We start from the raw sequence: 22,147 nt of genomic DNA on the forward strand, positions 1-22,147 counted from the left end.
CCCACCTCCCGGTGGTGCCGCCGCGGCGGCACCACCGGCCGATCAAGGACCGTCGGTGACGGCCGACGGCACGGTAGTGGCACGAGCCCCGCTCTCCGAGGCCGGAGACGGGGCTCCGTCGGCCGGCGGGTACGCCCGAGCGGGATCCACGCCAGGTCCGGGCCTACCGCGCCGGGCCCGCAGGAGAAACGTCACCCGGCACGCCACGACCGCGACACCGGCGCCGGACGTCACCGCGAGCAGCAGCGTGAACGCCGGATACAGGTAGGCCGTCTGCAGCCAGGAGATGTCCCGGCCGCGGTAGAGCAGGCTCACCAGGCGGTGAAGTTCGACGAGCAGGGCCGGCGGCAGCAGGTAGGGCAGGAGCCGGGCGACGCTCTGCCAGGCGGGGCGGCGGCGGGCGGCCCAGCGGCGGGCCCGGCCGATTCCGCGCGCACCCAGCGGTACGGCGGCGAGCACGAGCGCCAAGGTCGTCAGGTCCATCCAGACCAGAGGAGTGCCAGGGCGCGCCGGAGTGCGTCCTTCGATGAGGTCGATGAGGCCGGCGCCGATGGTCTGGGCGTCGCGGTGCAGGGTTCCCGTGTTGGCCATGACGGCGACGCCGTACCCGGTCCCTGGCAGAAGGGCCTGGTAGGCGGTGAACGTCATCATGTCGCCGTCGTGCTCGATGAGCGGCGTCCCGGACGCGCTGGTGTCGGCCTGCCAGCCCAGGCCGTGACCATCGGCGGCCGACCGGTGCACCTCGGCGATGGCGGCGGCGGACACCACCGGTGTGCCGTCGGGTCCGCGGCCCTCGTCGTTGTGGGCGATGAGCCAGGCCGCCATGTCGCGTGCGGTGCTGAGGACCGCGCCGGATCCGGCGCCGAAGGCCGGCGGTTCGGGCAGCGCGAGCGGCGTTCCGGCGACCATCAGGTGGCCGCGGCTGCTCGGTGGCAGTTCGTCGGCGGTGTCGATGCTCCGGCTGTCCGTCATACCGAGTGGCCTGAACAGACGCTCGCGCAGGTAGGCGTCGAACGGCCGGCCGCTGACGACCTCCACCAGGCGTGCGGCCAGCTGGAAGTTCGGATTGTGGTACTCGAACCTGCTGCCCGGCTCGGCGGCCAGGCGAGCGGTGCGCATGGCGGCGACCGCCTCGCGCAGGCTGCGCACCGCAGGAGCGCTGAACGACGGGTTCGTCCGATCCGACAGGCCCGAGGTGTGGTTGAGCAACTGTCGCACGGTGACCCGTCCCGCGCGCTCGTCCGCCGGCGTGAACTCCGGCAGATACCCGCGCACGGGTGCGTCCAAGGCCACCCGGCCGGCGTCGGCAAGCTGCAGCACGGCCAGCGCCGTCATGGACTTGCTGAGCGACGCCACGGCCATGACGGTGCGGTCGGTCACGGCCGCGCCGTGCCCGGTACGCCCGTAACCCGCGGTATGGAGCACGGTGCGGCCCCGCGTGACCGCGACCGCGACCCCCGGCACGCCGGTCGCCTCCCGGTAGGACCGGACCACGGCGTCGATGGCGGCCGGGGTGATATCCCGGACGGGGGCGGTGGGAGCGGCCGGGATGGCGAGGGCCAGCGCGGTCAGGATTCGGATCAGCACCGCGCCAGTCTGCGCGGCGGCCGGCCGCCGACGCATCGGACCACCGTCCGACGTCCCCGCGAGATGGCCGTCGCTACAGTGGCATCCGTGCTGATCTCCCGCCGGGTCCTGCTCACGGCCGACGTGCTGCTCGCGGTCGCCGTGACCGGCGCCGCGGTGCTGCGGACCCCGGCGTCCGGCGTGGCGATCTGCGCGCTGTCCGGGATCGTCGGCCTGCCGCTCGCGGCGCGTCGCAGGTGGCCGGTACCCGTCCTGGCGATCGTGGCGGCGGCCGCGGCCGTCTCGGCGCTCGCCGGAGTGGGGGCGGAGGTCACGCTGTGGGCCGTCGCCGCCGCGCTGTACCCGGTGGCGCTCATATCGGCGCAGGCCGCGGGCCGCGGCCTGGCGGCCGCACTGGCGGCGATCCTGGTTCCCGGGCTCGCCGCAGCCGCCGCGAGCCGGCTCCCCCTCATCCCCGCCGCGCCGGGAGAGGAGTCGTTCAGCACCGCTCCGGTGCTGGTGAGCGTGGCCAGCGTCGTCGTCCTCGCGGGCTCGTGGTCGCTGGCCTGGGTGGTACGGACCCGCCGCCGGCACGCCGCCGAACTCTCGCGGCTGCGCACCGCCCAGGCCGTCACCGAGGAACGGCTGCGCATCGCCCGGGACGTCCACGACGTCGTCGGGCACAACCTCAGCCTCATCGCCATGAACGCCGCCGTGGCTCGCCACCTGGGCACCGAGCAGGACGCCGCGCTGCGCACCATCGAACGGGTGAGCCGCGGCGCACTGGCCGACATCCGGACCGTCCTGGGCGGGCTGCGCGAGCCGTCCCCGCCCGGTGACCCCGAGGACGGCTCGCGCGACCTGGCCGCCGTGGACGCGCTGGTCGACGCGACCCGGGCCGCGGGCGTGGAGGTCACCGTGGACGGGCCGTATCCGCCGGCCGTCCCGGCCGCAGTGCAGGCATCCGCCTACCGCATCCTGCAGGAGGCCCTCACCAACGTGCGCCGGCACGCCGGCGCACGGCACTGCCACGTCACCGTGGCCGCGACGCACCAGGCCCTTACGCTGAGCGTGGTCGACGACGGCACCGCCCCCCGAGCCGACACCGCGGCCGGACACGGGCTGGTGGGCATGCGGGAACGCGTCGGCCTGCACGGCGGCACGCTGACCACCGGCCCGGAGCCGACCGGCGGCTTCGCCGTACGGGTCACCCTGCCCTTCCCGACATGACCGGCGCCCCCCTTCCCGGAACGGCCGGCGACGACGTCCGCGTCCTGCTGGCGGACGACGACCCGCTGTACCGGGCCACCGTACGCCGCCTGCTCGACGCCTGCCCCGGCATCACGGTCGTCGCCGAGGCGGGCACCGGACGCGAGGCCGTGGCGCTGGCCGCGGGCCACCGTCCCGACGTCGCTCTCATGGACGTCCGGATGCCCGACGTCGACGGCATCTCGGCGACCGCACAGCTCATCGCCGGCCCGCACCCGCCCCGGGTCCTCGTCCTCACCGCCTTCGACCTGGATGACCACGTCTACCGGGCGCTGCACGCCGGCGCCAGCGGTTTCCTCCTCAAGGACATCACCCCGCCCCGGCTGCTCGACGCGATCCACACCGTGGCCGCCGGTGAGGCACTGCTCGCTCCCACCGTCACCCGCCGCCTCATCGCCGCCTTCACCGGCCGGCCGGCCGCCATCCGATCCCTCGAGGGAGTGACACCCCGCGAACGGGAGATCCTGACGCTCATCACCCGCGGCCTGTCGAACAGCGAGATCCAGGCCGCCCTGCACATCAGCCGGTCCACCCTCAAGACGCACATCGGACGGCTGCTGGCCAAACTCGACGCCCGGGACCGCGCCCAGCTCGTCATCGCGGGCTACCAGTCCCGTCTGGCCGAAGAACCGCCGCCGAGCACCCGGTACGACCCGTTCTCCGGCTGACCTGCGAGATCCACCTCCCGAGGGGCGCGCACCCGTTCCAGATGTCCCGCGGGCAAGCTCCCATACCAGCATCGAATCGGCGCCGGTCGCGGCGTCGCCGGTGGCCGGAACGACCGACCATTCCGAGGGTCGCGCGTAGCCGTTCTCGTTGCCGACCCAGCGCACGTCCGGCCCGCCGTCGTTCTCCATGACCGCGTTGGGCCGCAGCGTGCAGAACATGGTGGCCCAGTTCCTCAAGTTGTAGGGCTGGTTGCGGCCGGTCGGGGCGCCGTCCCATCACAGCCGTGAACCGCCATGATGTCGAGGAGTCCCGGCGCGGTGAGGTCGTCGCCCTGTCCGACCGACGTGACGCGTCACAGCGGCATTCCACGGCTAAGGGACGATCGGAGCCCCTTGCTTCGACCAAAAGTTTCGTGATCAGTACTTGAAAATTTCGGGTGCATTCTGAAAACGGTGAGGGTGGCCCGCCGGTCACTGATCGGCAGGCGAGGAGGTGCTCTCTCGAACCGTCAGAGTCGTGGCCAGTTCGAGGCCGATCTGTGGCCTCTCACCACGCCCCAGGGCGAGCGCCATCTCGGTGGCGGCGGCGGCCATCTGGTTGAGCGGCTGGTGGACGGTGGTCAGCGGAGGGTCGACGAGCGCGGCAACGGGCAGGTCGTCGAAGCCCACCACGCTCACATCCGCCGGTATCCGCAACCCCAGCTCCCGGGCGGCCTGGTAGACGCCGAGCGCCTGCAGGTCATTGCAGGCGAAGATCGCAGTGGGTCGTTCAGGCCCGCTCAGCAGGTCGAGCGCAGCCACCCGTCCGCCCTGTGTGGTCAGCTCGGCGCGTACGACGAGGTCGGTGTCCACGGACAGGCCCGCGACCTCAAGGGCCGAGCGATAGCCGTCCAGCCGGGCCCGGCAACCCAGAATCCGGTCAGGTCCGGCGATCATCGCTATACGGCGGTGTCCCAGTTGTGCGAGATGGCGGGTCGCCGACCGGCCTCCCGCCCAGTTGGTCGCGCCGACGTACGGGACGCCGTCCGGCAGTTCGGTGGTGGGGTCGAAGACCACGAACGGGATGTCCTTGGCCTGCAACTCATCACGCTGCTCCTGCGACAGTTGGGCGACCGTGACGACGCAGGCCGGGCGACGGGCCAGCATGTCACCGATCGGATGTCCCACCGAATCCTGCGGCGGCCCGAACTCGGTCAGCACGACTCCGACGCGCTGTTCACGGGCCACCCGCTCGACGCCGCGGATGATCTCCATGCCCCACATGTCCTCAAGCTCACCGAAGACGAGCTCCATCACGTTCTTGCGGTTGGTCTTGCGGTAGCCATACTCGCTGATCAGCGCCTCGACGCGGGCGCGGGTGTCAGCGGCCACGCCGGGACGGCCGTTGACGACTTTGGACACGGTCGGGATCGACACTCCGGCCGTCTCCGCGATGTAGGAGATGGTGACGGGGCGGGTCGGGTCGCCTTTCGGGTGCTCCGGGTCACTGACGGTTCCGCCTGACTCGGCGTAGGACAACCTGGCCCCTTTCATCATCGCCCCCGCGGTCAGCACCGCGCGGAGGCCCGTTCACGGCGCAAGAATAACTCGTCGCCCGCGACGGCATCTTGCGCGTTCAGGTCGAGGATCGACCCGGTCGGCCGGCCCGGGGCGAGATGGGACGCGGAGCGACCATCATGCACGCAAGTGCTTTGAAACATTCATGGCCGTTTACTAGAAAACTTTCTATACATCCAACGGCCCTCAGCCCGGCAACGACCTTAAAGGCAATGGTCATCGAGTCGCGCCGACCGACCAACGGCCCGGTGCGGTGCAGGATTCAGGGTTCGGAGTCACTCTTGCAGGCTGACGGCGCCGCTGGCGAGTGGACGGAGACATGGTCAACTCTTACTTTATGTTTCAAGCTATTCGGCTAGGAACTTTCTACGCCCAAGCTGGTTCAGCGGCGGGAGCGCAGGCCATGCTCCACCAGGTGCGGTCCCGGGGCTACAAGAGCATCCGGATCCCGATCACCTGGAGCACCACTACGGCCCGGCGCCCGACTACACCATCGACTCCGCGTGGCTGAACCGCGTCCGCCAGGTCGTCGACTGGTCCCTGACCGAAGACCATGCCTTCCGCACGACAAGGAATCCCCGTGAAGATCAAACCTCTGGCGAAGCTATTGATCAGCACACTGCTCGCCGTCGGCGTCGGCGTCGGCGCGACCGCCTTCGTGGCGCCGGAATACGGCGCGAGTGCGGCGAGCGGCCCGGCCGGCAACGACTCGGCCGGCCTGGCAGCCGGCGGCTGCGTCGCCGATCCCTCGCTGCCGGGCGCCACGAAGAGTTCTCTCTACACCGTCACGGCGGACGGCTCCCCGCTGTTCGTCGAGAAGATGACCAAGTTCGCTCCCGAGATGCAGGTGCACTACGCGCACTGCTCGATGGCGGCGGCGGGCACCGCCAGGTTCTCCGTCACCGTCGCTCAGAACTTCAACTCCTACACCGTCAGCCCCAAGAGCCGGAAGCTGGCGGTCACCCGAAGCGGCAACTCCATCACCTTCGACAGCGGCCCGAACTACTTGATCGTCCAGTTCGACTCCGCAGAGCTGCTGTTCATCCTTATTGACGCACCCGAGTCCGATCCGCCGCACCTGGGAGACGCCGACGTCAAGAGCCTGGCCGACTACGGGGTCGACAACACCGGAGGGACACTCGTCACGACCAACATCCAAAGTGCCATCAACGCCGCGTCGGGAGCGACCCGCAACATCCTGTACGTGCCGGCGGGCAAGTACCTGGTCGGCGAGCTCTGGCTGAAAAGCAACATGACGTTGTATCTGGCCGCCGGTGCCGTCCTCTACGGCTCGAACAACAAGGCGGACTTCAACACCGGCGGCGGCGGGGTGAACATCGAGGGCATGCAGCACGCCTCCCTGCGGGTGTACCAGGTCAGCAACGCGAAAGTGCTGGGCCGCGGTGTCATCGACGGCAACGGGAAATCGCTGCGGGCGCAGGGCCTGAATCTGGCCTTGCTGAAGATCGAGCAGAGCTCGAACATCGAGGTCGACGGCCCGGTCGTCCGTGACTCCAGCTACTGGAACACGCTCATCTACCGCAGCGACAAGATCACCATCAAGAACTACAAGCTGATCAACTGTCGGCCCACGACGGGTTATAACAACACCGACGGTGTGGATTTCGACGAGTCGACCAACAGCCTGCTGTCCAACGCCTTCCTCTACACCGGGGACGACAACATGGCGACCAAGAACGAGGACACCACCGCCGGTGCGATCGACACCAAGAACGTCGTCCACGAGCATGTCGTCTGCTACAGCAATTCCGGCTGCGCGAAGATCGGCACCAAGACGGAAGGGCGGTCGATGGACGGGGTCGTGTTCCGCGACATCGACGTGGTGAAGGCGGGACGCTCAATGGTGATCGACGCGGTCGACACGGCCGTCGTCTCGAACACCCGGTGGGAGAACGTCAGGGTGGAGAACACCGACAGCCTGATCGACCTGCAGGAGGACCGGCCGCCTTCCTGGCGAACCGTGAAGAACACCGCGACGATCCGCGACGCCTACTTCACCAACGTCTCTTCCGACGTCAAGAAGGTCGTCAACCTGCACGGTCGTTCGTCGACCGTGAACATCAACGGCGTACATTTCACCAACTTCACCGTCCAGGGCAAGCCCGTCACCAGTTCGACCGACGCGGACGCGAGCTGGAACATCAATTCCTACGTCTCCAACATCACCTTCTCCACGGCCCCGACCCCCACACCGTCGCCGTCACCGTCGCCCACACCGTCACTCACACCGTCACCGACCCCTACACCGTCGCCGAGGCCCACACCTTCGCCGAGCCAGTCAGGTGCCTGCGAGGTGGGCTACACGATGAACTCCTGGAACGACGGGTTCACCGCCAGCATCCACATCACCAACCGTGGCACATCAACGATCAACAATTGGACTTTGGCGTTCACACTTCCTGGCGGGCAGACCATCACCAGCGGCTGGAACGCCACCTACACCGGGTCCAGCGGTCAGATCTCCGCACGCAACGTCTCGTACAACGGGACGCTCGCACCAGGCGGATCCACCGACATCGGCTTCCAGGCCATCCATACCGGCAATACCGGCAAGCCTAACCAGTTCGTCCTCAACGGCGTCAGCTGCGCCATTTCCTGACGGAATATCGGGTCACCGGTGGGACCTCGGCCTGCCCTGCGGCACGCCGAGGTCCCGCCGGCTGGCCACGCGAGCTCCGGCCTGCAGCCCTTGGTCGACGGCAGAATCAGCGCGAAGATGTCGGCGGCTCTGGCCGCGAGTGGGCGCCCAGGGAACTGCGGCACAGCTTCGTATCCCTGCCGTCCGACCACGACATCCCGCTCGAAGACATCTCACGGCTGGTCGGGCACTCCAACACGGTGGTCACCGAGACCGGCTACCGGCACCAGATCAGGCCGGTGATCCAGAGGGCGCGACCGCGATGGACGCCATCTTCCCGCCGACGAAACCGGAGGCTTAGTCAAGCAGTTTGACACTCAGGCCCCGTCCCCGATCTTGGGGGCGGGGCGTTTTCGAAGGTGGGCGCTACTGGGTTCGAACCAGTGACCCCTCGCTTGTAAGGAGCCATGATCCGCTGGACAGGTCCATGACCTGCGTCAGCGCCCGGCTCATGATCATGACCGAGCGGTGCGGGCGAGGGCTAATGGCACGCTAATGGCACGGTGATCATGGCGGTGAACTGCGATTCGATCACGTCTTCTGGCACGAAATGGCACGGCCCCTGGCACGCACATGGCACGTCCGCACCCAATCCGCATTAGCAGCTCGGATCTCGACCGTGGCGGGAGTGTCTAATTAACGGCGGATCTGATGATCAAGGAGATACCTCTGATGACGGAGACCGCCGTGGAGAACGAGCAGACCGGGCAGGTTCAGGCACCATCGAGTGCGGTGTCGGACGAGCAGCTCGTTGCGATGCTGGTGGACCGGGCCCGGAACGAGGGGCTGCAACTGACCGGCGAGGGCGGGCTGTTGCAGCAGCTGACCAAGCGGGTGCTGGAGTCCGCCCTGGAGGGCGAGATCACCGACCACGTCGGCTATGAAAAGCATGATCCGGCCGGGAAGAACAACGGCAACAGCCGCAACGGCACCCGGGCCAAGACCGTGCTGACCGATGTCGGCCCCGTTGAGGTGAGGGTGCCCCGCGACACCGCCGGCACCTTCGAGCCGCAGCTCGTCAAGAAGCGGCAACGCCGCCTGACCGGCGTCGATGAGATGGTGCTGTCGCTGTCGGCGAAGGGACTCACCCACGGGGAGATCTCCGCGCACCTGGCCGAGGTCTATGGGGCGCAGGTGTCCAGACAGACCATCTCCACCATCACCGACAAGGTCATGGACGGCATGGCCGAGTGGCAGAACCGGCCCTTGGACCCCGTCTACCCTGTCCTGTTCGTCGACGCCATCAACGTCAAGATCAGGGACGGGCAGGTCGCGAACCGTCCGATCTACGTCGTGATGGCAGTGACCGTGGAGGGCACCCGGGACATTCTCGGCATCTGGGCCGGCGACGGCGGCGAGGGCGCGAAGTACTGGCTGCAGGTGTTCACCGAGCTGAAGAACCGCGGCCTGGGCGACGTGCTCATGTTGGTCTGCGACGGACTCAAGGGCCTTCCCCAGGCCGTCGAGAACGTCTGGCCTCGCACAATCGTCCAGACATGCGTAGTTCACCTGCTGCGGAATTCGTTCCGCTACGCGGCCCGGCAGGACTGGGACAAGGTCGCCGGGGCCCTGAGGCCGGTCTACACCGCACCCAGCGAGGATGCGGCGACGGAGCGGTTCTTGGAGTTCCAGGAGTCTTGGGGCACGAAGTATCCGGCGATCGTGAAGCTGTGGTCGGACGCCTGGGCCGAGTTCGTGCCCTTCCTGTCGTTCGACGTCGAGATACGCAAGGTCATCTGCTCCACGAACGCGATCGAGAGCGTCAACGCCCGCATCCGCAAGGCCGTCCGGGCCCGCGGACATTTCCCGAACGAGGCCGCCGCCCTCAAGTGCATCTACATGGCGCTGATGAGCCTGGACCCGACGGGCAAGGGCCACAAAAGGTGGACGATGCGCTGGAAGGCACCCCTGAACGCGTTCCAGATCGCCTTCGAAGGCCGCCTGACCCCAGGCAACAACTGACCACTCGCCAACCAAGATCAGCCGTTAAATTGACACACCCGGTCTCCTCCGCGCAAGTGGTCCGGCAAGACCCTTTCAGAGCACAAGCAGGATCGCCGGGCCTGGGTGCTCGAACAGCTCGGCCTTTCGGCAACCGACGACGAGCCGGCCCCCGCCGACCCGCACCGGTATCTGTGGCGCGTCGTCACCCCCGTCGATGACGATGTGCCATCTCTGGCCGAACGGCTGCTCACCGAGATCGCCAACCGGCAGCGATGGCGCATCGCACTACAGCAAGCCCAAGCACGAGCGGACGGACGACCCATCCACGATCTTTCGGCAACGGGGGTGGCCGCCTGATGGCGAACAAGGAAGGACGCCGGCGCTTCGGCAGTATCCGCAAGCTGCCGTCCGGCCGTTTCCAGATCCGCTACCCGGGACCGGACGGGCGTCTACGTACCGGTGAGTCCACCTACGCCACCGAGCGCGACGCGGACAAGGCGCTTTCGCTGGTGGAGGCGAAGCTCGTCACGGGCGACTGGACCGACCCCCAGCGGTCCAAGGTCAAGACTGTCGACTACGCCGAGAAGTGGATCACCGAGCGGACGAACCTGCGGCCCCGTACGGTCGAGATCTACCGGGGACTGCTGCGGCGGTTCATCGTGCCGTATCTCGGCAATGTGCCGCTCGGCAAGATCGATACGGCTACGGTCCGCGAGTGGCGGGCGACCCTCGTCGGCAAGGGCGTGGGCGCGTCCGAGGTGGCGAAGTCGTACCGGTTCCTGCGGGCCGTGCTGATGACCGCGGCCGATGACCGGATCATCCCGCGTAACCCGTGTCGGATCCGAGGTGCCGGCGAAGAGAACCCGGACGAACGGCCGGTGCTCACGGTCCCCCAGGTGTTCCAGCTCGCCGACCTGATGCCCGAACGCCTCCGCGCCCTGGTCCTGCTGGCCACGTTCGCGAGCCTGCGATGGGGCGAGGTGGCGGCGCTCCGGCGGATGGACCTGGACCTGAAGGCGGGAACCGTCAGTGTTCGGCAACAGCACGTCGAACTGGACTCCGGCGAACTGCTCATCGGGCCGCCCAAGTCGCGGGCAGGCGTCCGTACCGTCGCGATCCCCTCGGTGATCATTCCGGCCCTGGAGCATCACCTCGCGAACCACACCGGTCCGGACGATGATTCGCTGATCTTCACCGGTGCTCGGGGCGGTGTCTTCCGGCGGAGCAACTTCCGCCGCGCGGCCGGCTGGGCGAACGCCACCCGCAAGATCGGTTTAGCGGGGCTCCACTTCCATGATCTGCGGCATACGGGGAACACGATCGCGGCGGCGTCCGGGGCGAGTCTTCGCGATCTCATGGAGCGGATGGGCCACGACAGCGTACGGGCCGCGATGATCTATCAGCACAGTACGGCCCAGGCTGACCGGAAGATCGCCAATGCGATGAACAGCATGATCGAGGAAGCCGGTGGCGGCGAGTGATCTCCGAGACACGTCGAGATCCCGAAGCTAATGGCACGCTAATGGCACGGAACCCCCGTCAGAAGATCTCTGGCGGGGGTGTTTTGGCTGGTGGGCGCTACTGGGTTCGAACCAGTGACCCCTCGCTTGTAAGGCGAGTGCTCTACCGCTGAGCTAAGCGCCCGGGTCGGCCTACACCCTACGGTACCGAAGGGGATCTGAGCACATCGACGGTCCAGGTGGACCCCGCGTCGGGGACGCCGGCGGCCTGCCAGCCGAGGAGCGCGGCGCCGAGCATGCCGGCGTGCACGCCGAGGGCGGCGCGGCGCAGCGGCGGGGCGGTGCGGAAGGCCAGCCGGGCGGTGAGGCGTTCGGCGAGCGGCTCGAACAGCGCCTCCCCGGCCTCGGCCAGGCCGCCGCCGATGACGATCGCGGCCGGGTCCAGCAGCAGGGTGTACGAGGCCAGGGCGATGGACAGCGCCTCCAGCGCGTCGTCCCAGACGGCGGCGGCGTCCGGGTCGCCGCGCATGGCCAGGTCGACCACCTGCTCCGCGGTCATCGTCTCGGGCGCCATGGGGCTCTGGGCGGCCGGGTAAGCGTCCCAGGTGGCGGCGGGCTGGTGGAGGGAGGTGGCGCGGCTGAGGCGCTCGGTGTAGCGGCGGGCGACCGAGGCGGCCGAGGCGTAGGTCTCCAGGCAGCCGGTCTGCCCGCAGGCGCATCGCTCGCCGGCGGGGAAGACCGGGACGTGGCCGATCTCGCCGCCGCGGCTGGACGAACCGCCGTACGGCTCGCCGGCGATCACGACGGCGCCGGCGATGCCGGTGCCGATGGGCAGGAAGAGGAAGTCGCGTTCGGCGCGGCCGGCGCCGAGCACGCTCTCGGCAAGCCCTCCGGTACGCACGTCGTGGCCGAGCCGGACCGGCAGGGGCAGGGCGGTGAGGTCGGCGGCGGGCACGTCCTTCCAGCCGATGTTGGCCGAGTAGACCGCGGTGTCCGCGGTGACCAGGCCGGGGACGGCGATGCCGACGCCGGCCGGGGTGCCCGGGCCGGCGGCGGCCAACTCGCCGGTGAAGGCCCGGATGGCCTCGATGACGCGCAGCGGGCCGTCGGCCCGCGGGGTGGGCCGCCGTTCGGCGATGAGCACCTGGCCGGTGGCCGACACCAGCCCACCCTTCATGGTGGTGCCGCCGACGTCCAGCGCGACCACGTGACCGTGGTGGGTGGAGTGCCGCACGGGGAGCCCCCTTCCCCTCTCACATCCTGCCGCTGTCCGCCGTAATTACGGGCGCCACGCGCATTCTGGCGCAGTTTTCCGGATATATCGGCAGGAGTCAAAAGATCAGCGGGCCGGGTGGCGGCCGAACAGCCGGCCGAGCGCCGCCTCGACCTCCTCCGAAAGGCCCGGCGCGCCGGCGCCCACCAGCGACGAGGGCCGGGCGTCGGCGACGCGCGCCGGCCGGACCGCGCCGCACGAGCGGCACTCCACCTCGCCCAGCCGGCAGATGAGCCTGCTGGAGCCGCAGGTCCGGCACCGGTCGAGGTCGAGATCGAGGTCGTGCTCGCGCTGGCAGGACGGGCAGATCAGCACCTGTGCCTCGTGCCGCACTCCGCGCCGCCAGGGGCTGGCGCCGCGTACCGGGTCCGTCTGCCGGACACCGCACCGATAGCAGGGCATCGTCGCCACCGCCTCCGTCGTCCGCCGGGCGGGCGCCCGGCGTACCTCAGTACGTCACTGGAAGATTTCGGCGAGCACCTGGCGGTACTCGGGGATGTCGCGCGCCGAGGGTATCGGGTGGACCGCCTTCCAGCGGACCACTCCCTCGCCGTCGATCACGAAGGTGCCGCGCACCGCGACGCCCCGGTCCTCGTCGAGGACACCGTAGGCCCGGGCCACCTCGCCGTGCGGCCAGAAGTCCGACAGCATCGGGAAGTCGAAGCCCTCCCGGTCGGCCCAGGCCCGCTGGGCGAACATCGAGTCGACCGAGACGGTCAGCACCCGGACGCCGCCCGGCAGCGGGGCGGCGAGCCCGTCGCGGACATCGCGCAGCTCGCCCTGGCAGACGCCGCTGAAGGCGAGCGGATAGAAGACGAGCAGGACCGGCCCGCCTCGCAGGTCCGACAGCCGTACCGGGGCGCCGTGCTGGTCGCGAAGTTCGAAGTCGGGGGCGCGGTCCCCCACCTCGACGGCCATGCCGATCCTTTCAGCCGAGCGAGCGCGCACCGTCCGGCCGTACGGCTGGATGCGGCCGTACGGCGGCGCGAAGGAGAAGGAGCGGCGCCTAACGGCGTCCCTTGGGCGTCACCAGGCGCGTGCCCGACCAGTCACGGGCCGCGCTGACGCTGCTGGTCTGCGAGAGGCCCGCCGTCGCGGCGTCCTCCCCGATGTCGCTGGGCTCGACGTGGCCGTCCCGGCCCACCTTGGGAGTCAGCAGCCAGATCTGGCCGCCGTCGGCCAGCCCGGTCATGGCGTCGCTCAAGGCGTCGAACAGGTCTCCGTCGCCGTCGCGCCACCACAGCAGCACGACGTCCACCACGTCCTCGGAGTCCTCGTCGACCATCTCGTTGCCGGTGAGCTCCTCGATCGACTGGCGGAGTTCCTCGTCGGAGTCCTCGTCCCAGCCGATCTCCTGCACCACCTGACCCGGCTTGAGACCGAGTCGCTCGGCCAGGCCGCGCTCGCCCTGCGCCTGACCCGCGGTCGCGCTCACGTTTGTCCCTCCTGCTTGGATGACCCGCCTAGGGCGGCTTGCCGGCCCCTCGCGGGACCGCTTCGGCACAGTCCACACGCTGTGACCCTTCGTCGTCAACGGTCGCCACGAGCGGTGCTCCGCACCGTTATCTGCTAGTTGGACAAAAAAGACAAACGTACATGGCGTTCCGGGTTGTCGACGTTGAGGTCGATGACAGCGATGGACTGCCACGTCCCCAGCGCCGGCCGTCCGTCCAGTACCGGGACGGTGGCGTAGGGCGGGATCAGCGCCGGCATCACGTGCGACCGGCCGTGGCCGCGCGACCCGTGCGCGTGCCGCCAACGGTCGTCGGCCGGCAGCAGGTCGCCCAGCGCCGCGAGCAGGTCCTCTTCGCTGCCGGAGCCCAGCTCCAGCAGGGCGATCCCCGCGGTGGCGTGCGGGACGAAGACATGCAGCAGGCCGTCTCCTCCGCACGACCGCGCGAACTCCGCGCACTGCCGGGTGATGTCGTGCACCCGTTCCTTTGCCCCGGTGGTCACCTCGAACGTCTGGGTTCTCATCCAACGGATCTTATGATCCCCGCTGAACTGGGAGGACAATCGCATCCGGCCAGGGAAACGGATCCTCCTTCGTCGCGTTCCCTCCAGACTCGTCCCGCGGGCCCGGCGGCGAGAAGAGCCGGCGGCGAACCTCGGCCGGAGGATGGGGAAAACAACACCGAAACGTTACCTGCGCCGGACGCGGCGGTGCCGGGCGTCCCCGGCGAGGGCGCCACCCCTTATCCTCGTGCGGGCACCGGCCCGGCGGAGCGGTTGGCATGCCGCCGGCCGGGGGAGGCCGAAGGGGGCGGGGACGACCCCGGAGGCACCCCGATTCGGCCCGGCCGGACCCCCGGATCACCGCGGATTGTTGCCATTCGCGAAAAACGTCCTACCATCGGTTGTCTAGGCCATGTGTACGCCCCTGCCAGCAGGGACATCTTGGTTACCGGACGGTAGAGATGCACTTTCCGGTGTAAGCAGCCAGGATGGGAGCTGACCTAGACAACGAAGAAGAGGCTTACCAGTCCATCCTCGGAAGGCGAGACCCAGTGGCTTCCGGACGCCAGCGTTTCTCGATCATCAGTGACGGGCTACCCAGCCAGTTGCCTGATGTCGATCCCAGCGAGACCCAGGAATGGCTCGAGTCGCTTGACACCGTCGTGAAGACGGAGGGCCGGACCCGGGCCCGCTACCTGATGCTGCGCCTGCTCGAACGGGCCCGCGAGCACCAGGTCGGGGTGCCCGGACTGCGGAGCACCGACTACATCAACACCATCCCGCCCGAGCGGGAGCCGTGGTTCCCCGGCGACGAGTACGTCGAGCGGCGCATCCGCGCCTACATCCGGTGGAACGCGGCGGTCATGGTCACCCGCGCCAACGCCCGCACCAACGTGGGCGGCCACATCGCCACCTACGCCTCGGCGGCCTCGCTGTACGAGGTGGGCTTCAACCACTTCTTCCGCGGCAAGGACCACGGCGAGTCCGGCGACCAGGTCTTCATCCAGGGTCACGCCGCGCCGGGCATCTACGCTCGGGCGTTCCTGGAGGGCCGGCTCGACGAGGCGCAGCTCGACGCCTTCCGCCAGGAGCTGTCGCACGGGTTCAAGGGCCTGCCGTCCTACCCGCACCCGCGGCTGATGCCCGACTTCTGGGAGTTCCCCACGGTCTCGATGGGCCTCGGGGCGATCGGCGCGATCTACCAGGCGCGGTTCAACCGCTACCTGCTCAGCCGGAAGATCAAGGATACCAGCCGCAGCCACGTGTGGTGCTTCCTGGGCGACGGCGAGATGGACGAGCCCGAGTCGCTCGGCGCCATCGGGGTGGCCGCCCGCGAGGAGCTGGACAACCTCACCTTCGTCATCAACTGCAACCTGCAGCGGCTGGACGGCCCGGTCCGCGGCAACGGGAAGATCATCCAGGAGCTGGAGTCGTACTTCCGCGGCGCCGGCTGGAACGTCATCAAGGTCGTCTGGGGCCGCGAGTGGGACCAGCTGCTCGCCGCCGACGTCGACGGGGTGCTCGTCAACAAGATGAACACCACCCCTGACGGGCAGTTCCAGACGTACTCGGTGGAGTCCGGCGAGTACATCCGGGAGAACTTCTTCGGCGGTGACCCGCGGCTGCGCAAGATGGTCGAGCACCTGTCCGACGACGACATCCGCAAGCTGTCGCGCGGCGGCCACGACTACCGCAAGGTGTACGCGGCGTTCAAGGCGGCCCGCGAGCACGTCGGCCAGCCCACGGTCATCCTCGCCCAGACCATCAAGGGATGGACGCTGGGCAAGGACTTCGAGGCGCGCAACGCCACACACCAGATGAAGAAGATGACCAAGGCCGAGCTCAAGGAGTTCCGCGACCGCCTCTACCTGCCGATCCCGGACAAGGAGCTGGAGGGCGACCTGCCCCCCTACTTCCACCCGGGCGAGAACGACGAGGAGATCGCCTACCTTCGGGAGCGCCGGGCGGCGCTCGGCGGTTACCTGCCCAAGCGCGTCAGCCGGGCCAAGCCGCTGGCCCTGCCGGGCGAGAAGGTGTACGCCGACCTGCGCAAGGGGTCGGGCAAGCAGAACGTCGCCACCACGATGGCGTTCGTCCGGCTGCTCAAGGACCTGATGCGGGACAAGGAGATCGGCGCCCGGTTCGTACCGATCATCCCGGACGAGGCGCGCACCTTCGGCCTGGACGCGATGTTCCCGACCGCCAAGATCTACTCGCCGCACGGGCAGACCTACGACGCCGTCGACCGCAACCTGCTGCTGTCGTACAAGGAGTCGACCGAGGGCCAGATCCTGCACGAGGGCATCAGCGAGGCCGGCTCGATGGGATCGATGATCGCCGCGGGCAGCTCGTACGCCACGCACGGCGAGCACATGATCCCGATCTACATCTTCTACTCGATGTTCGGGTTCCAGCGCACCGCCGACCAGATGTGGGCGCTGGGCGACCAGATGGGCCGCGGCTTCCTGCTCGGCGCCACCGCCGGGCGCACCACGCTGAACGGCGAGGGCCTGCAGCACGAGGACGGCCACACCCCGCTGATCGCCAGCACCAACCCGGCGGCGGTGTCCTACGACCCGGCGTGGGCGTTCGAGATCGCGCACATCGTCCGGGACGGCCTGCGCCGGATGTACGGCGAGCAGCCCGAGGACGTCTTCTACTACCTCACCGTCTACAACGAGCCCTACCAGCAGCCGGCCGAGCCGGAGGGCCTGGACGTGCAGGGCGTGCTCAAGGGCCTCTACCGCTTCGCCGAGGCGCCGGAGGTGTCCGGCCCGCGGGCGAACATCCTGTCGTCCGGCGTGGCCGGGCGCTGGGCCATCGAGGCGCAGCGGATGCTCGCCGAGGACTGGGGGGTGGCGGCCACGCTGTGGTCGGCGCCGTCGTGGTCGGAGCTGCGCCGCGACGCCCTCGCGTGCGACGAGCACAACCTGCTCAATCCCGAGGCCGAGCGGCGGGTGCCCTACGTCACCCGGCTGCTCACCGACGTGCCGGGGCCGTTCGTCGGGGTCAGCGACTACATGCGCGCGGTGCCCGACCAGATCTCCCGGTGGGTGCCCGGCGACTGGGCGTCGCTCGGCACCGACGGCTTCGGCCTGTCCGACACCCGCTCGGCGCTGCGCCGCCACTTCCACGTGGACGCCGCGTCGATCACGCTGGCCGTGCTCACCGAGCTGGTGCGGCGGGGCGAGCTGAAGCCCGAGGTGCTGCGCGAGGCCATCGCCCGTTACCACCTGAAGAACGGTGTGACCGAGGTCGTCGCCCAGCCGGCCCCGGAGAGCAACGAGACGCAGTCCATGGGGGTCTGACCCTCAAGGCGATCACCGGCCCCCGCGCGTCCGGCGCGGGGGCCGGCGGCGTGTTCAGGCCTGCCCGGTGTCGCGGGCGATCAGCTCGGGCACGTCGATCGCGGCCTCGGCCAGCTCGCGGCGCTCGGCGGCGGTCTCGGCGGTGAGGCCGGCGCTGGTGATCCGGTCCAGCCGGAAGACCCGGACGTCCCGCCGTAATCGGCACCAGCCCACCAGGTACCAGAAGCCGCCCCGGCCGCCGGCGAAGACGCCGGGTTCCACGTCGCGCTCGGTGGCCGCGCCGGACCGGTCGTTGTAGGTGAGCCGCAGCACCCGCCGGTGCCGCAGCGCCTCGGCGACCACCCGGGCGATGGCCGCGCGCGCCTCGGCGGCCGCCTCCGCCTCCGCCGCGTCGCCGAGCAGCCGTACCCGGCCGGCCAGGTCGCGGGCCCGCTGCCCGGCCGCCGCCGGCAGCACCTCCAGCAGGGCGGACAGCGCGGCGCGGGCGTCGCCGGCCAGCGGCGACCCGGCCGCCTGGCTGAGCGCGACCGCGACGGCCACCGCCTGGGCGGGGGTGAAGGCGACCGGTGGCACCGGGGCCGCGGGGTCGATGGCGTAGCCGCCGCGCGGGCCCGCCTCGGCGTAGATGGGGACGCCGGCCCGTTGCAGGCCGGCCACGTCCCGCTCGATGGTGCGGGCGCTCACCCCGAACCGCGCGCCGAGATCGCGGGCGGACCGGCACCGGGGGGAGATCGCGCGCAACTCCTCGACGAGGGCATTGAGCCGATCGGTACGGTTCACCCCCCGACGTTACGCCGCGCGGGCGGGGATCCGGCGCCGCGCGGCGCACCGATTCGCCGGCGGGCACGGCGTTTTCGTGCCGGGCGAGGGCCGGCGGGCGGTCCCGGCGGGCCGCCGGGCGAGCGGCCCGGCGAGATCGGCACCGGACGTCCCCCGGCGGCCGGGCCGGCGCGGGTGGTCGCCGCCGCCCGGCGGGCGACCGCCGGAAAACCTGTCACAATGCGATCAATTCCGGCATATGGAAACTTTGGCGATCATCTCCGCGTTGGCCCCCAGCGGAACCGGTACGCTGTGCTGACTTTGCGAGAGATGGAACTTGATGGCGAAACCCGACCCGGACCCCGGCCGATCCTCACACCAAAGGCCCCCGGGCCGTGCCGGCCACATCTCGCCGCCGCCCGCCCCGCCACGACGGCTGTCGTCCGGCGCGGTGACCCTCGGGACCATCGGCCTGCTCTCCACCCTCGTGGTCGGCGCCTGCGCCGTCCAGGACCCCTTCGCCGAGCGGGTCACCGCCGACTGCGTGGACCTGGACAGCCGGACCTCCGGCGGGGAGTACCTGGTGGTGGACGACGACCGCTGCGACGACCGCACCGGCCATTACTACGGCTCCCGGGGCGCGTACGCCTGGTACTACGGCGGGGCGCGCCGGGGCGGCCGGGTGACGGCCGGCACGACCGTGCGCCCCGGCGGCGCCCGGATCACCAGCCGGTCCGGCAAGGTCATCCAGCGCGGCGGCTTCGGCGGCCGCGGCCGCGGGGGCGGCTGAGATGCGCCGGAACGCCGGCCGGCCGCGGGACGGCTGGGAGAAGACCATCGAGTCGCAGGGGCTGGCCTACCACCGCACCGCGCACCCCGAAGGGCTGTCCCGGCCGTACTGGGACGAATCCGTGCACTACAGCTTCACCATGGCCGAAGTCCTGGACCTGGAACGCCAGGTCGAGGAGCTGCACGAGATGTGCCTGGCCGCGGTGGAGCACGTGATCGCCACCGGGCGGTACGCCGACTTCGCCATCCCCGGGTGGGCGGCGCCCGCGGTGGCCGCCTCCTGGCGGCGGCGCGACCCGCACGTGTACGGCCGGTTCGATCTGCGCTACGACGGCACCGGCCCGGCCAAGCTGCTGGAGTACAACGCCGACACCCCGACCAGCCTGGTGGAGAGCTCGCTGGTCCAGTGGTTCTGGCTGAAGGACGTCCACCCCGGCGACGACCAGTGGAACTCCCTGCACGAGCGGCTGGTCGGCCGCTGGGCGGAGTTGCGGCTGCCGACCGGGCCGGCGCACTTCGCCTGGACCAACATGGACGAGACCGGCGAGGAGGCGATGACGCTCGGCTACCTTCAGGAGACCGCCGAGCAGGCCGGCCTGGACACGGTCGCCATCGCGATGGAGGACCTCGGCTGGGACGAGGCGGGCGGCCGGTTCGTCGACCTGGAGCACCGGGTGGTCCGCACGCTGTGCAAGCTGTACCCGTGGGAGTGGGCGGTCGCCGACCCGTTCGGGCCGCGCGCCGTGGCCGGGCAGGTCTCCATGACCTGGATCGAGCCGCTGTGGAAGATGCTGCTGTCGAACAAGGCGCTGCTCGCCGTGCTCTGGGAGATGTACCCCGGCCATCCGAACCTGCTGCCCGCCCACCTCGACGGCCCGCGCGGCCTGGACTCCTACATCGTCAAGCCGCTGCTCGGCCGGGAGGGCGCCGGCATGAGCGTGGTCACCCCCGGCGGCTCGCTGCGCACTCCCGGCGAGTACGGCGCCGAAGGCCACGTCTACCAGGAGTTCCGCCCGCTGCCCGACTTCGGCGGCGGCCGCCCGGTGCTCGGCGCCTGGGTCGTGGGCGACGAGGCGGCCGGCCTGGGCATCCGGGAGACCGCCGGCCTGATCACCGATGACTCCTCCTCGTTCGTCCCGCACCGCGTCGCGTCCTGACCGGCCGCCGTCCCCGCCCCCCGCACAAGGAGATCCACATGACCGTCGCGCTCGCCGCCCCGCTCGCCGAGGCGCTCGGCCGGGGCGCCCTGGCCATCCTCGCCTACGCGCTCCTCGGCGTCGCGCTGCTGGTCGCCGGCTTCTACGTCGTCGACCTGACCGTGCCCGGACGGCTCAGCAAGGTCATCCAGCAGGACCGCAACCCCAACGCCGCGCTGCTGGCCGGCTCCGGGGCCGCCGCGGTCGGCCTCATCGTCGCCGCGTCGATCTGGTCGGCCGGCGGCGTGCTCCATGAGGGCCTGCTGTCGGCGCTGGTGTTCGGGCTGACCGGGATCGCGGTGCAGACGGCCGGCACGCTGCTGTTCGACCGGGTGGCGGGCATCTCGATGCGCCGGCTGGTCACCGAGCCGGAGCTGGAGCCGGGCACCGTCCTGCTGTCGGTCACGCACCTGACCATCGGCGTCATCACCGCGGTCGCGGTCATCTAGCCCCCGACCGGCCGCCCGCGGCGCTCGCACTCCCGCTGACCTGGCACCCTAGGGGGGTGAACGACCGGGTACGCGAGGACACGGCGCGGCGGCTGGAGCGCGCCATGGGCAGCCTGGGCACCGCCGCCATGGCGCGCATGGACGAGCGGCTGCCGTGGTACCGGGCGCTGTCGGCCGAGGACCGCTCGTGGGTGGGTCTGGTGGCCCAGGCGGGCATCGCGGCGTTCGTGGAGTGGTTCCAGCACGCCGACGAGGTCCGGCCGGTGCCGAGCATCGAGATATTCGGCACCGCCCCGCGCGAGCTCAAGCGCTCGGTGTCGCTGCAGCAGACCGTCGACCTGGTGCGCATCGTCGTGGAGGTCGTGGAGGCCAAGGTCTCCGAGCTGGCCGCCCCCGGCGGGGAGGAGGTGCTGCGCCAGGCCATGCTCCGCTACACCCGGGACGTGGCGTTCGCCGCCGCCCACGTGTACGCGCGGGAGGCGGAGGTGCGCGGCGCCTGGGACGCCCGGCTGGAGGCGCTCATCGTGGACGCCCTGGTGCGCGGCGAGGTGGACGACGGGCTGCACTCGTGGGCGGCGGCGCTCGGCTGGACGTCCTCCCCCGTCGTGGTGCTCGCCGGGTACGCCCCGGACGCCGACCCGCAGACGCTCATCGACGGCATGCGCGACAAGGGCCGCCGCCTCGGCCAGGACCTGCTGGCCGGCGTGCAGGGCGACCGGCTGATCGTCATCGTGGGCGGCGCCGACAGCATCAGGGACGCCGCCCGGCACGTGGTGCCCCGGTTCGGGCCCGGCCCGGTCGTCATCGGCCCGGAGGTGCCCGACCTGCACGCGGCGGCCCGCTCGGCGCGGGCGGCCACCGCCGGCCTGCGGGCCGCGGTGGGCTGGCCGGACGCGCCGCGGCCGGTCCTGGCCGAGGACCTGCTGGCCGAGCGGGCCATCGACGGCGACGAGGACGCCCGGCAGCAACTGGTGGAGACGGTCTACCGCCCGCTGGAGGGCACCCCGCTGCTCGACACGCTCGCCACCTACCTGGAACAGGGGACATCTTTGGAAGCCACGGCGCGTCTGTTGTTCGTCCATCCGAACACGGTGCGTTACCGTTTGAAGAAGATCACAGAGCTGACGGGCTACCTGCCCACCGAAGGCCGGTCCGCCTTCACGCTGCAGGTCGGGTTGATCCTCGGCCGGCTGGCGGAGACGGGCGTCAGCTGACCGCACGCCGGGGTTTCGGTAACCGTCCGGAAATCTCCCCTGGAGGTTTCCTACAAAGACCGACTGACAAAGTTCGTACG

At 70.3% G+C, this 22,147-nt stretch carries 19 protein-coding genes and 1 tRNA gene; 11 read left to right on the forward strand and 9 right to left on the reverse strand.

What is annotated here, in order from left to right; translation table 11 throughout:
• Window positions 1-42: 42 nt before the first annotated feature.
• A complete protein-coding gene (locus Sru01_RS23860; RefSeq protein ID WP_203989990.1) occupies window positions 43-1,587 on the reverse strand; it encodes a serine hydrolase domain-containing protein in 1,545 nt (514 codons plus the stop codon).
• An 87-nt stretch (window positions 1,588-1,674) separates the two neighbouring features.
• Here Sru01_RS23860 and Sru01_RS23865 point away from each other — a divergent pair, with 87 nt between their 5' ends.
• Both Sru01_RS23865 and Sru01_RS23870 read left to right on the forward strand, forming a co-directional pair.
• Entirely contained in the window at window positions 1,675-2,796 is a 1,122-nt protein-coding gene (locus tag Sru01_RS23865) for a sensor histidine kinase (protein WP_203989991.1), read from the forward strand.
• On the forward strand, window positions 2,793-3,503 hold the full coding sequence (locus tag Sru01_RS23870; RefSeq protein ID WP_203989992.1) for a response regulator: 711 nt from the start codon (window positions 2,793-2,795) through the stop codon (window positions 3,501-3,503). Before Sru01_RS23865 ends, Sru01_RS23870 begins: the two co-directional genes overlap by 4 nt.
• Before the next feature lie 471 nt (window positions 3,504-3,974).
• On the opposite strand, the gene Sru01_RS23875 is transcribed toward Sru01_RS23870, so the two are convergent.
• Window positions 3,975-5,021, reverse strand: a complete 1,047-nt coding sequence (locus Sru01_RS23875; RefSeq protein ID WP_239137684.1) for a LacI family DNA-binding transcriptional regulator — start codon at window positions 5,019-5,021, stop codon at window positions 3,975-3,977.
• Between the two features lie 619 nt (window positions 5,022-5,640).
• Between Sru01_RS23875 and Sru01_RS23880 the strand changes: the two genes are divergently transcribed.
• From Sru01_RS23880 to Sru01_RS23895, 4 genes are all read left to right on the forward strand, one after another.
• Window positions 5,641-7,680 carry a cellulose binding domain-containing protein gene (locus Sru01_RS23880; protein WP_203989993.1) on the forward strand — a complete coding sequence of 680 codons (2,040 nt, stop codon included), beginning with the start codon at window positions 5,641-5,643 and terminating at the stop codon, window positions 7,678-7,680.
• Between the two features lie 795 nt (window positions 7,681-8,475).
• Window positions 8,476-9,681, forward strand: a complete 1,206-nt coding sequence (locus tag Sru01_RS23885; protein WP_203990040.1) for an IS256 family transposase — start codon at window positions 8,476-8,478, stop codon at window positions 9,679-9,681.
• A 105-nt stretch (window positions 9,682-9,786) separates the two neighbouring features.
• A complete protein-coding gene (locus Sru01_RS23890) occupies window positions 9,787-10,020 on the forward strand; it encodes a hypothetical protein (protein WP_203989994.1) in 234 nt (77 codons plus the stop codon).
• Window positions 10,020-11,144, forward strand: a complete 1,125-nt coding sequence (locus tag Sru01_RS23895; RefSeq protein WP_203989995.1) for a tyrosine-type recombinase/integrase — start codon at window positions 10,020-10,022, stop codon at window positions 11,142-11,144. The genes Sru01_RS23890 and Sru01_RS23895 overlap by 1 nt, the downstream gene beginning before the upstream one ends.
• Window positions 11,145-11,232: 88 nt before the next feature.
• Here the strand turns inward: Sru01_RS23895 and Sru01_RS23900 are convergent.
• The 6 genes from Sru01_RS23900 to Sru01_RS23925 all read right to left on the reverse strand — a co-directional run bounded on the left by Sru01_RS23900 (window position 11,233) and on the right by Sru01_RS23925 (window position 14,373).
• Window positions 11,233-11,307 (reverse strand) — tRNA-Val (locus Sru01_RS23900).
• 15 nt (window positions 11,308-11,322) lie between these two features.
• Window positions 11,323-12,357: an ROK family protein gene (locus Sru01_RS23905; RefSeq protein WP_239137685.1), complete on the reverse strand. Its 1,035-nt coding sequence runs from the start codon at window positions 12,355-12,357 to the stop codon at window positions 11,323-11,325.
• 105 nt (window positions 12,358-12,462) lie between these two features.
• Entirely contained in the window at window positions 12,463-12,729 is a 267-nt protein-coding gene (locus tag Sru01_RS23910; protein WP_239137686.1) for a hypothetical protein, read from the reverse strand.
• A gap of 123 nt (window positions 12,730-12,852) precedes the next feature.
• Window positions 12,853-13,314, reverse strand: a complete 462-nt coding sequence (locus Sru01_RS23915) for a peroxiredoxin (protein ID WP_203989997.1) — start codon at window positions 13,312-13,314, stop codon at window positions 12,853-12,855.
• Between the two features lie 88 nt (window positions 13,315-13,402).
• A complete protein-coding gene (locus Sru01_RS23920; protein WP_203989999.1) occupies window positions 13,403-13,831 on the reverse strand; it encodes a DUF3052 domain-containing protein in 429 nt (142 codons plus the stop codon).
• A 134-nt stretch (window positions 13,832-13,965) separates the two neighbouring features.
• The gene (locus tag Sru01_RS23925) at window positions 13,966-14,373 is read right to left on the reverse strand and encodes a YjbQ family protein (RefSeq protein ID WP_203990000.1); all 408 of its coding nucleotides are present in this window, start codon (window positions 14,371-14,373) and stop codon (window positions 13,966-13,968) included.
• A gap of 530 nt (window positions 14,374-14,903) precedes the next feature.
• Between Sru01_RS23925 and aceE the strand changes: the two genes are divergently transcribed.
• On the forward strand, window positions 14,904-17,660 hold the full coding sequence (gene aceE, locus Sru01_RS23930) for a pyruvate dehydrogenase (acetyl-transferring), homodimeric type (protein ID WP_373869541.1): 2,757 nt from the start codon (window positions 14,904-14,906) through the stop codon (window positions 17,658-17,660).
• Between the two features lie 54 nt (window positions 17,661-17,714).
• On the opposite strand, the gene Sru01_RS23935 is transcribed toward aceE, so the two are convergent.
• Window positions 17,715-18,440: a helix-turn-helix transcriptional regulator gene (locus tag Sru01_RS23935; protein ID WP_203990002.1), complete on the reverse strand. Its 726-nt coding sequence runs from the start codon at window positions 18,438-18,440 to the stop codon at window positions 17,715-17,717.
• A gap of 430 nt (window positions 18,441-18,870) precedes the next feature.
• Between Sru01_RS23935 and Sru01_RS23940 the strand changes: the two genes are divergently transcribed.
• The 4 genes from Sru01_RS23940 (at window position 18,871) to Sru01_RS23955 (ending at window position 22,067) form a co-directional block, all read left to right on the forward strand.
• The gene (locus tag Sru01_RS23940) at window positions 18,871-19,209 is read left to right on the forward strand and encodes a hypothetical protein (protein ID WP_239137687.1); all 339 of its coding nucleotides are present in this window, start codon (window positions 18,871-18,873) and stop codon (window positions 19,207-19,209) included.
• Window position 19,210: 1 nt separating this feature from the next.
• Window positions 19,211-20,365: a glutathionylspermidine synthase family protein gene (locus Sru01_RS23945; RefSeq protein WP_203990004.1), complete on the forward strand. Its 1,155-nt coding sequence runs from the start codon at window positions 19,211-19,213 to the stop codon at window positions 20,363-20,365.
• Between the two features lie 38 nt (window positions 20,366-20,403).
• Window positions 20,404-20,853: a DUF350 domain-containing protein gene (locus tag Sru01_RS23950; protein WP_203990006.1), complete on the forward strand. Its 450-nt coding sequence runs from the start codon at window positions 20,404-20,406 to the stop codon at window positions 20,851-20,853.
• Between the two features lie 104 nt (window positions 20,854-20,957).
• Window positions 20,958-22,067, forward strand: a complete 1,110-nt coding sequence (locus tag Sru01_RS23955) for a PucR family transcriptional regulator (RefSeq protein ID WP_203990046.1) — start codon at window positions 20,958-20,960, stop codon at window positions 22,065-22,067.
• Window positions 22,068-22,147 lie beyond the last annotated feature (80 nt).

The sequence above is a fragment of the Sphaerisporangium rufum genome, from assembly GCF_016863395.1.
In the GTDB taxonomy this organism is placed as follows: domain Bacteria; phylum Actinomycetota; class Actinomycetes; order Streptosporangiales; family Streptosporangiaceae; genus Sphaerisporangium; species Sphaerisporangium rufum.

Excerpts from the sequence above, each read along its gene's own strand:
- Sru01_RS23915 (WP_203989997.1), bottom strand. The coding sequence starts at position 13,314 with ATGGCCGTCGAGGTGGGGGACCGCGCCCCCGACTTCGAACTTCGCGAC.
- Sru01_RS23945 (WP_203990004.1), top strand. The coding sequence starts at position 19,211 with ATGCGCCGGAACGCCGGCCGGCCGCGGGACGGCTGGGAGAAGACCATC.
- Sru01_RS23955 (WP_203990046.1), top strand. The coding sequence starts at position 20,958 with ATGGGCAGCCTGGGCACCGCCGCCATGGCGCGCATGGACGAGCGGCTG.
- Sru01_RS23885 (WP_203990040.1), top strand. The coding sequence starts at position 8,476 with ATGCTGGTGGACCGGGCCCGGAACGAGGGGCTGCAACTGACCGGCGAG.
- Sru01_RS23895 (WP_203989995.1), top strand. The coding sequence starts at position 10,020 with ATGGCGAACAAGGAAGGACGCCGGCGCTTCGGCAGTATCCGCAAGCTG.
- Sru01_RS23950 (WP_203990006.1), top strand. The coding sequence starts at position 20,404 with ATGACCGTCGCGCTCGCCGCCCCGCTCGCCGAGGCGCTCGGCCGGGGC.
- Sru01_RS23925 (WP_203990000.1), bottom strand. The coding sequence starts at position 14,373 with ATGAGAACCCAGACGTTCGAGGTGACCACCGGGGCAAAGGAACGGGTG.
- Sru01_RS23870 (WP_203989992.1), top strand. The coding sequence starts at position 2,793 with ATGACCGGCGCCCCCCTTCCCGGAACGGCCGGCGACGACGTCCGCGTC.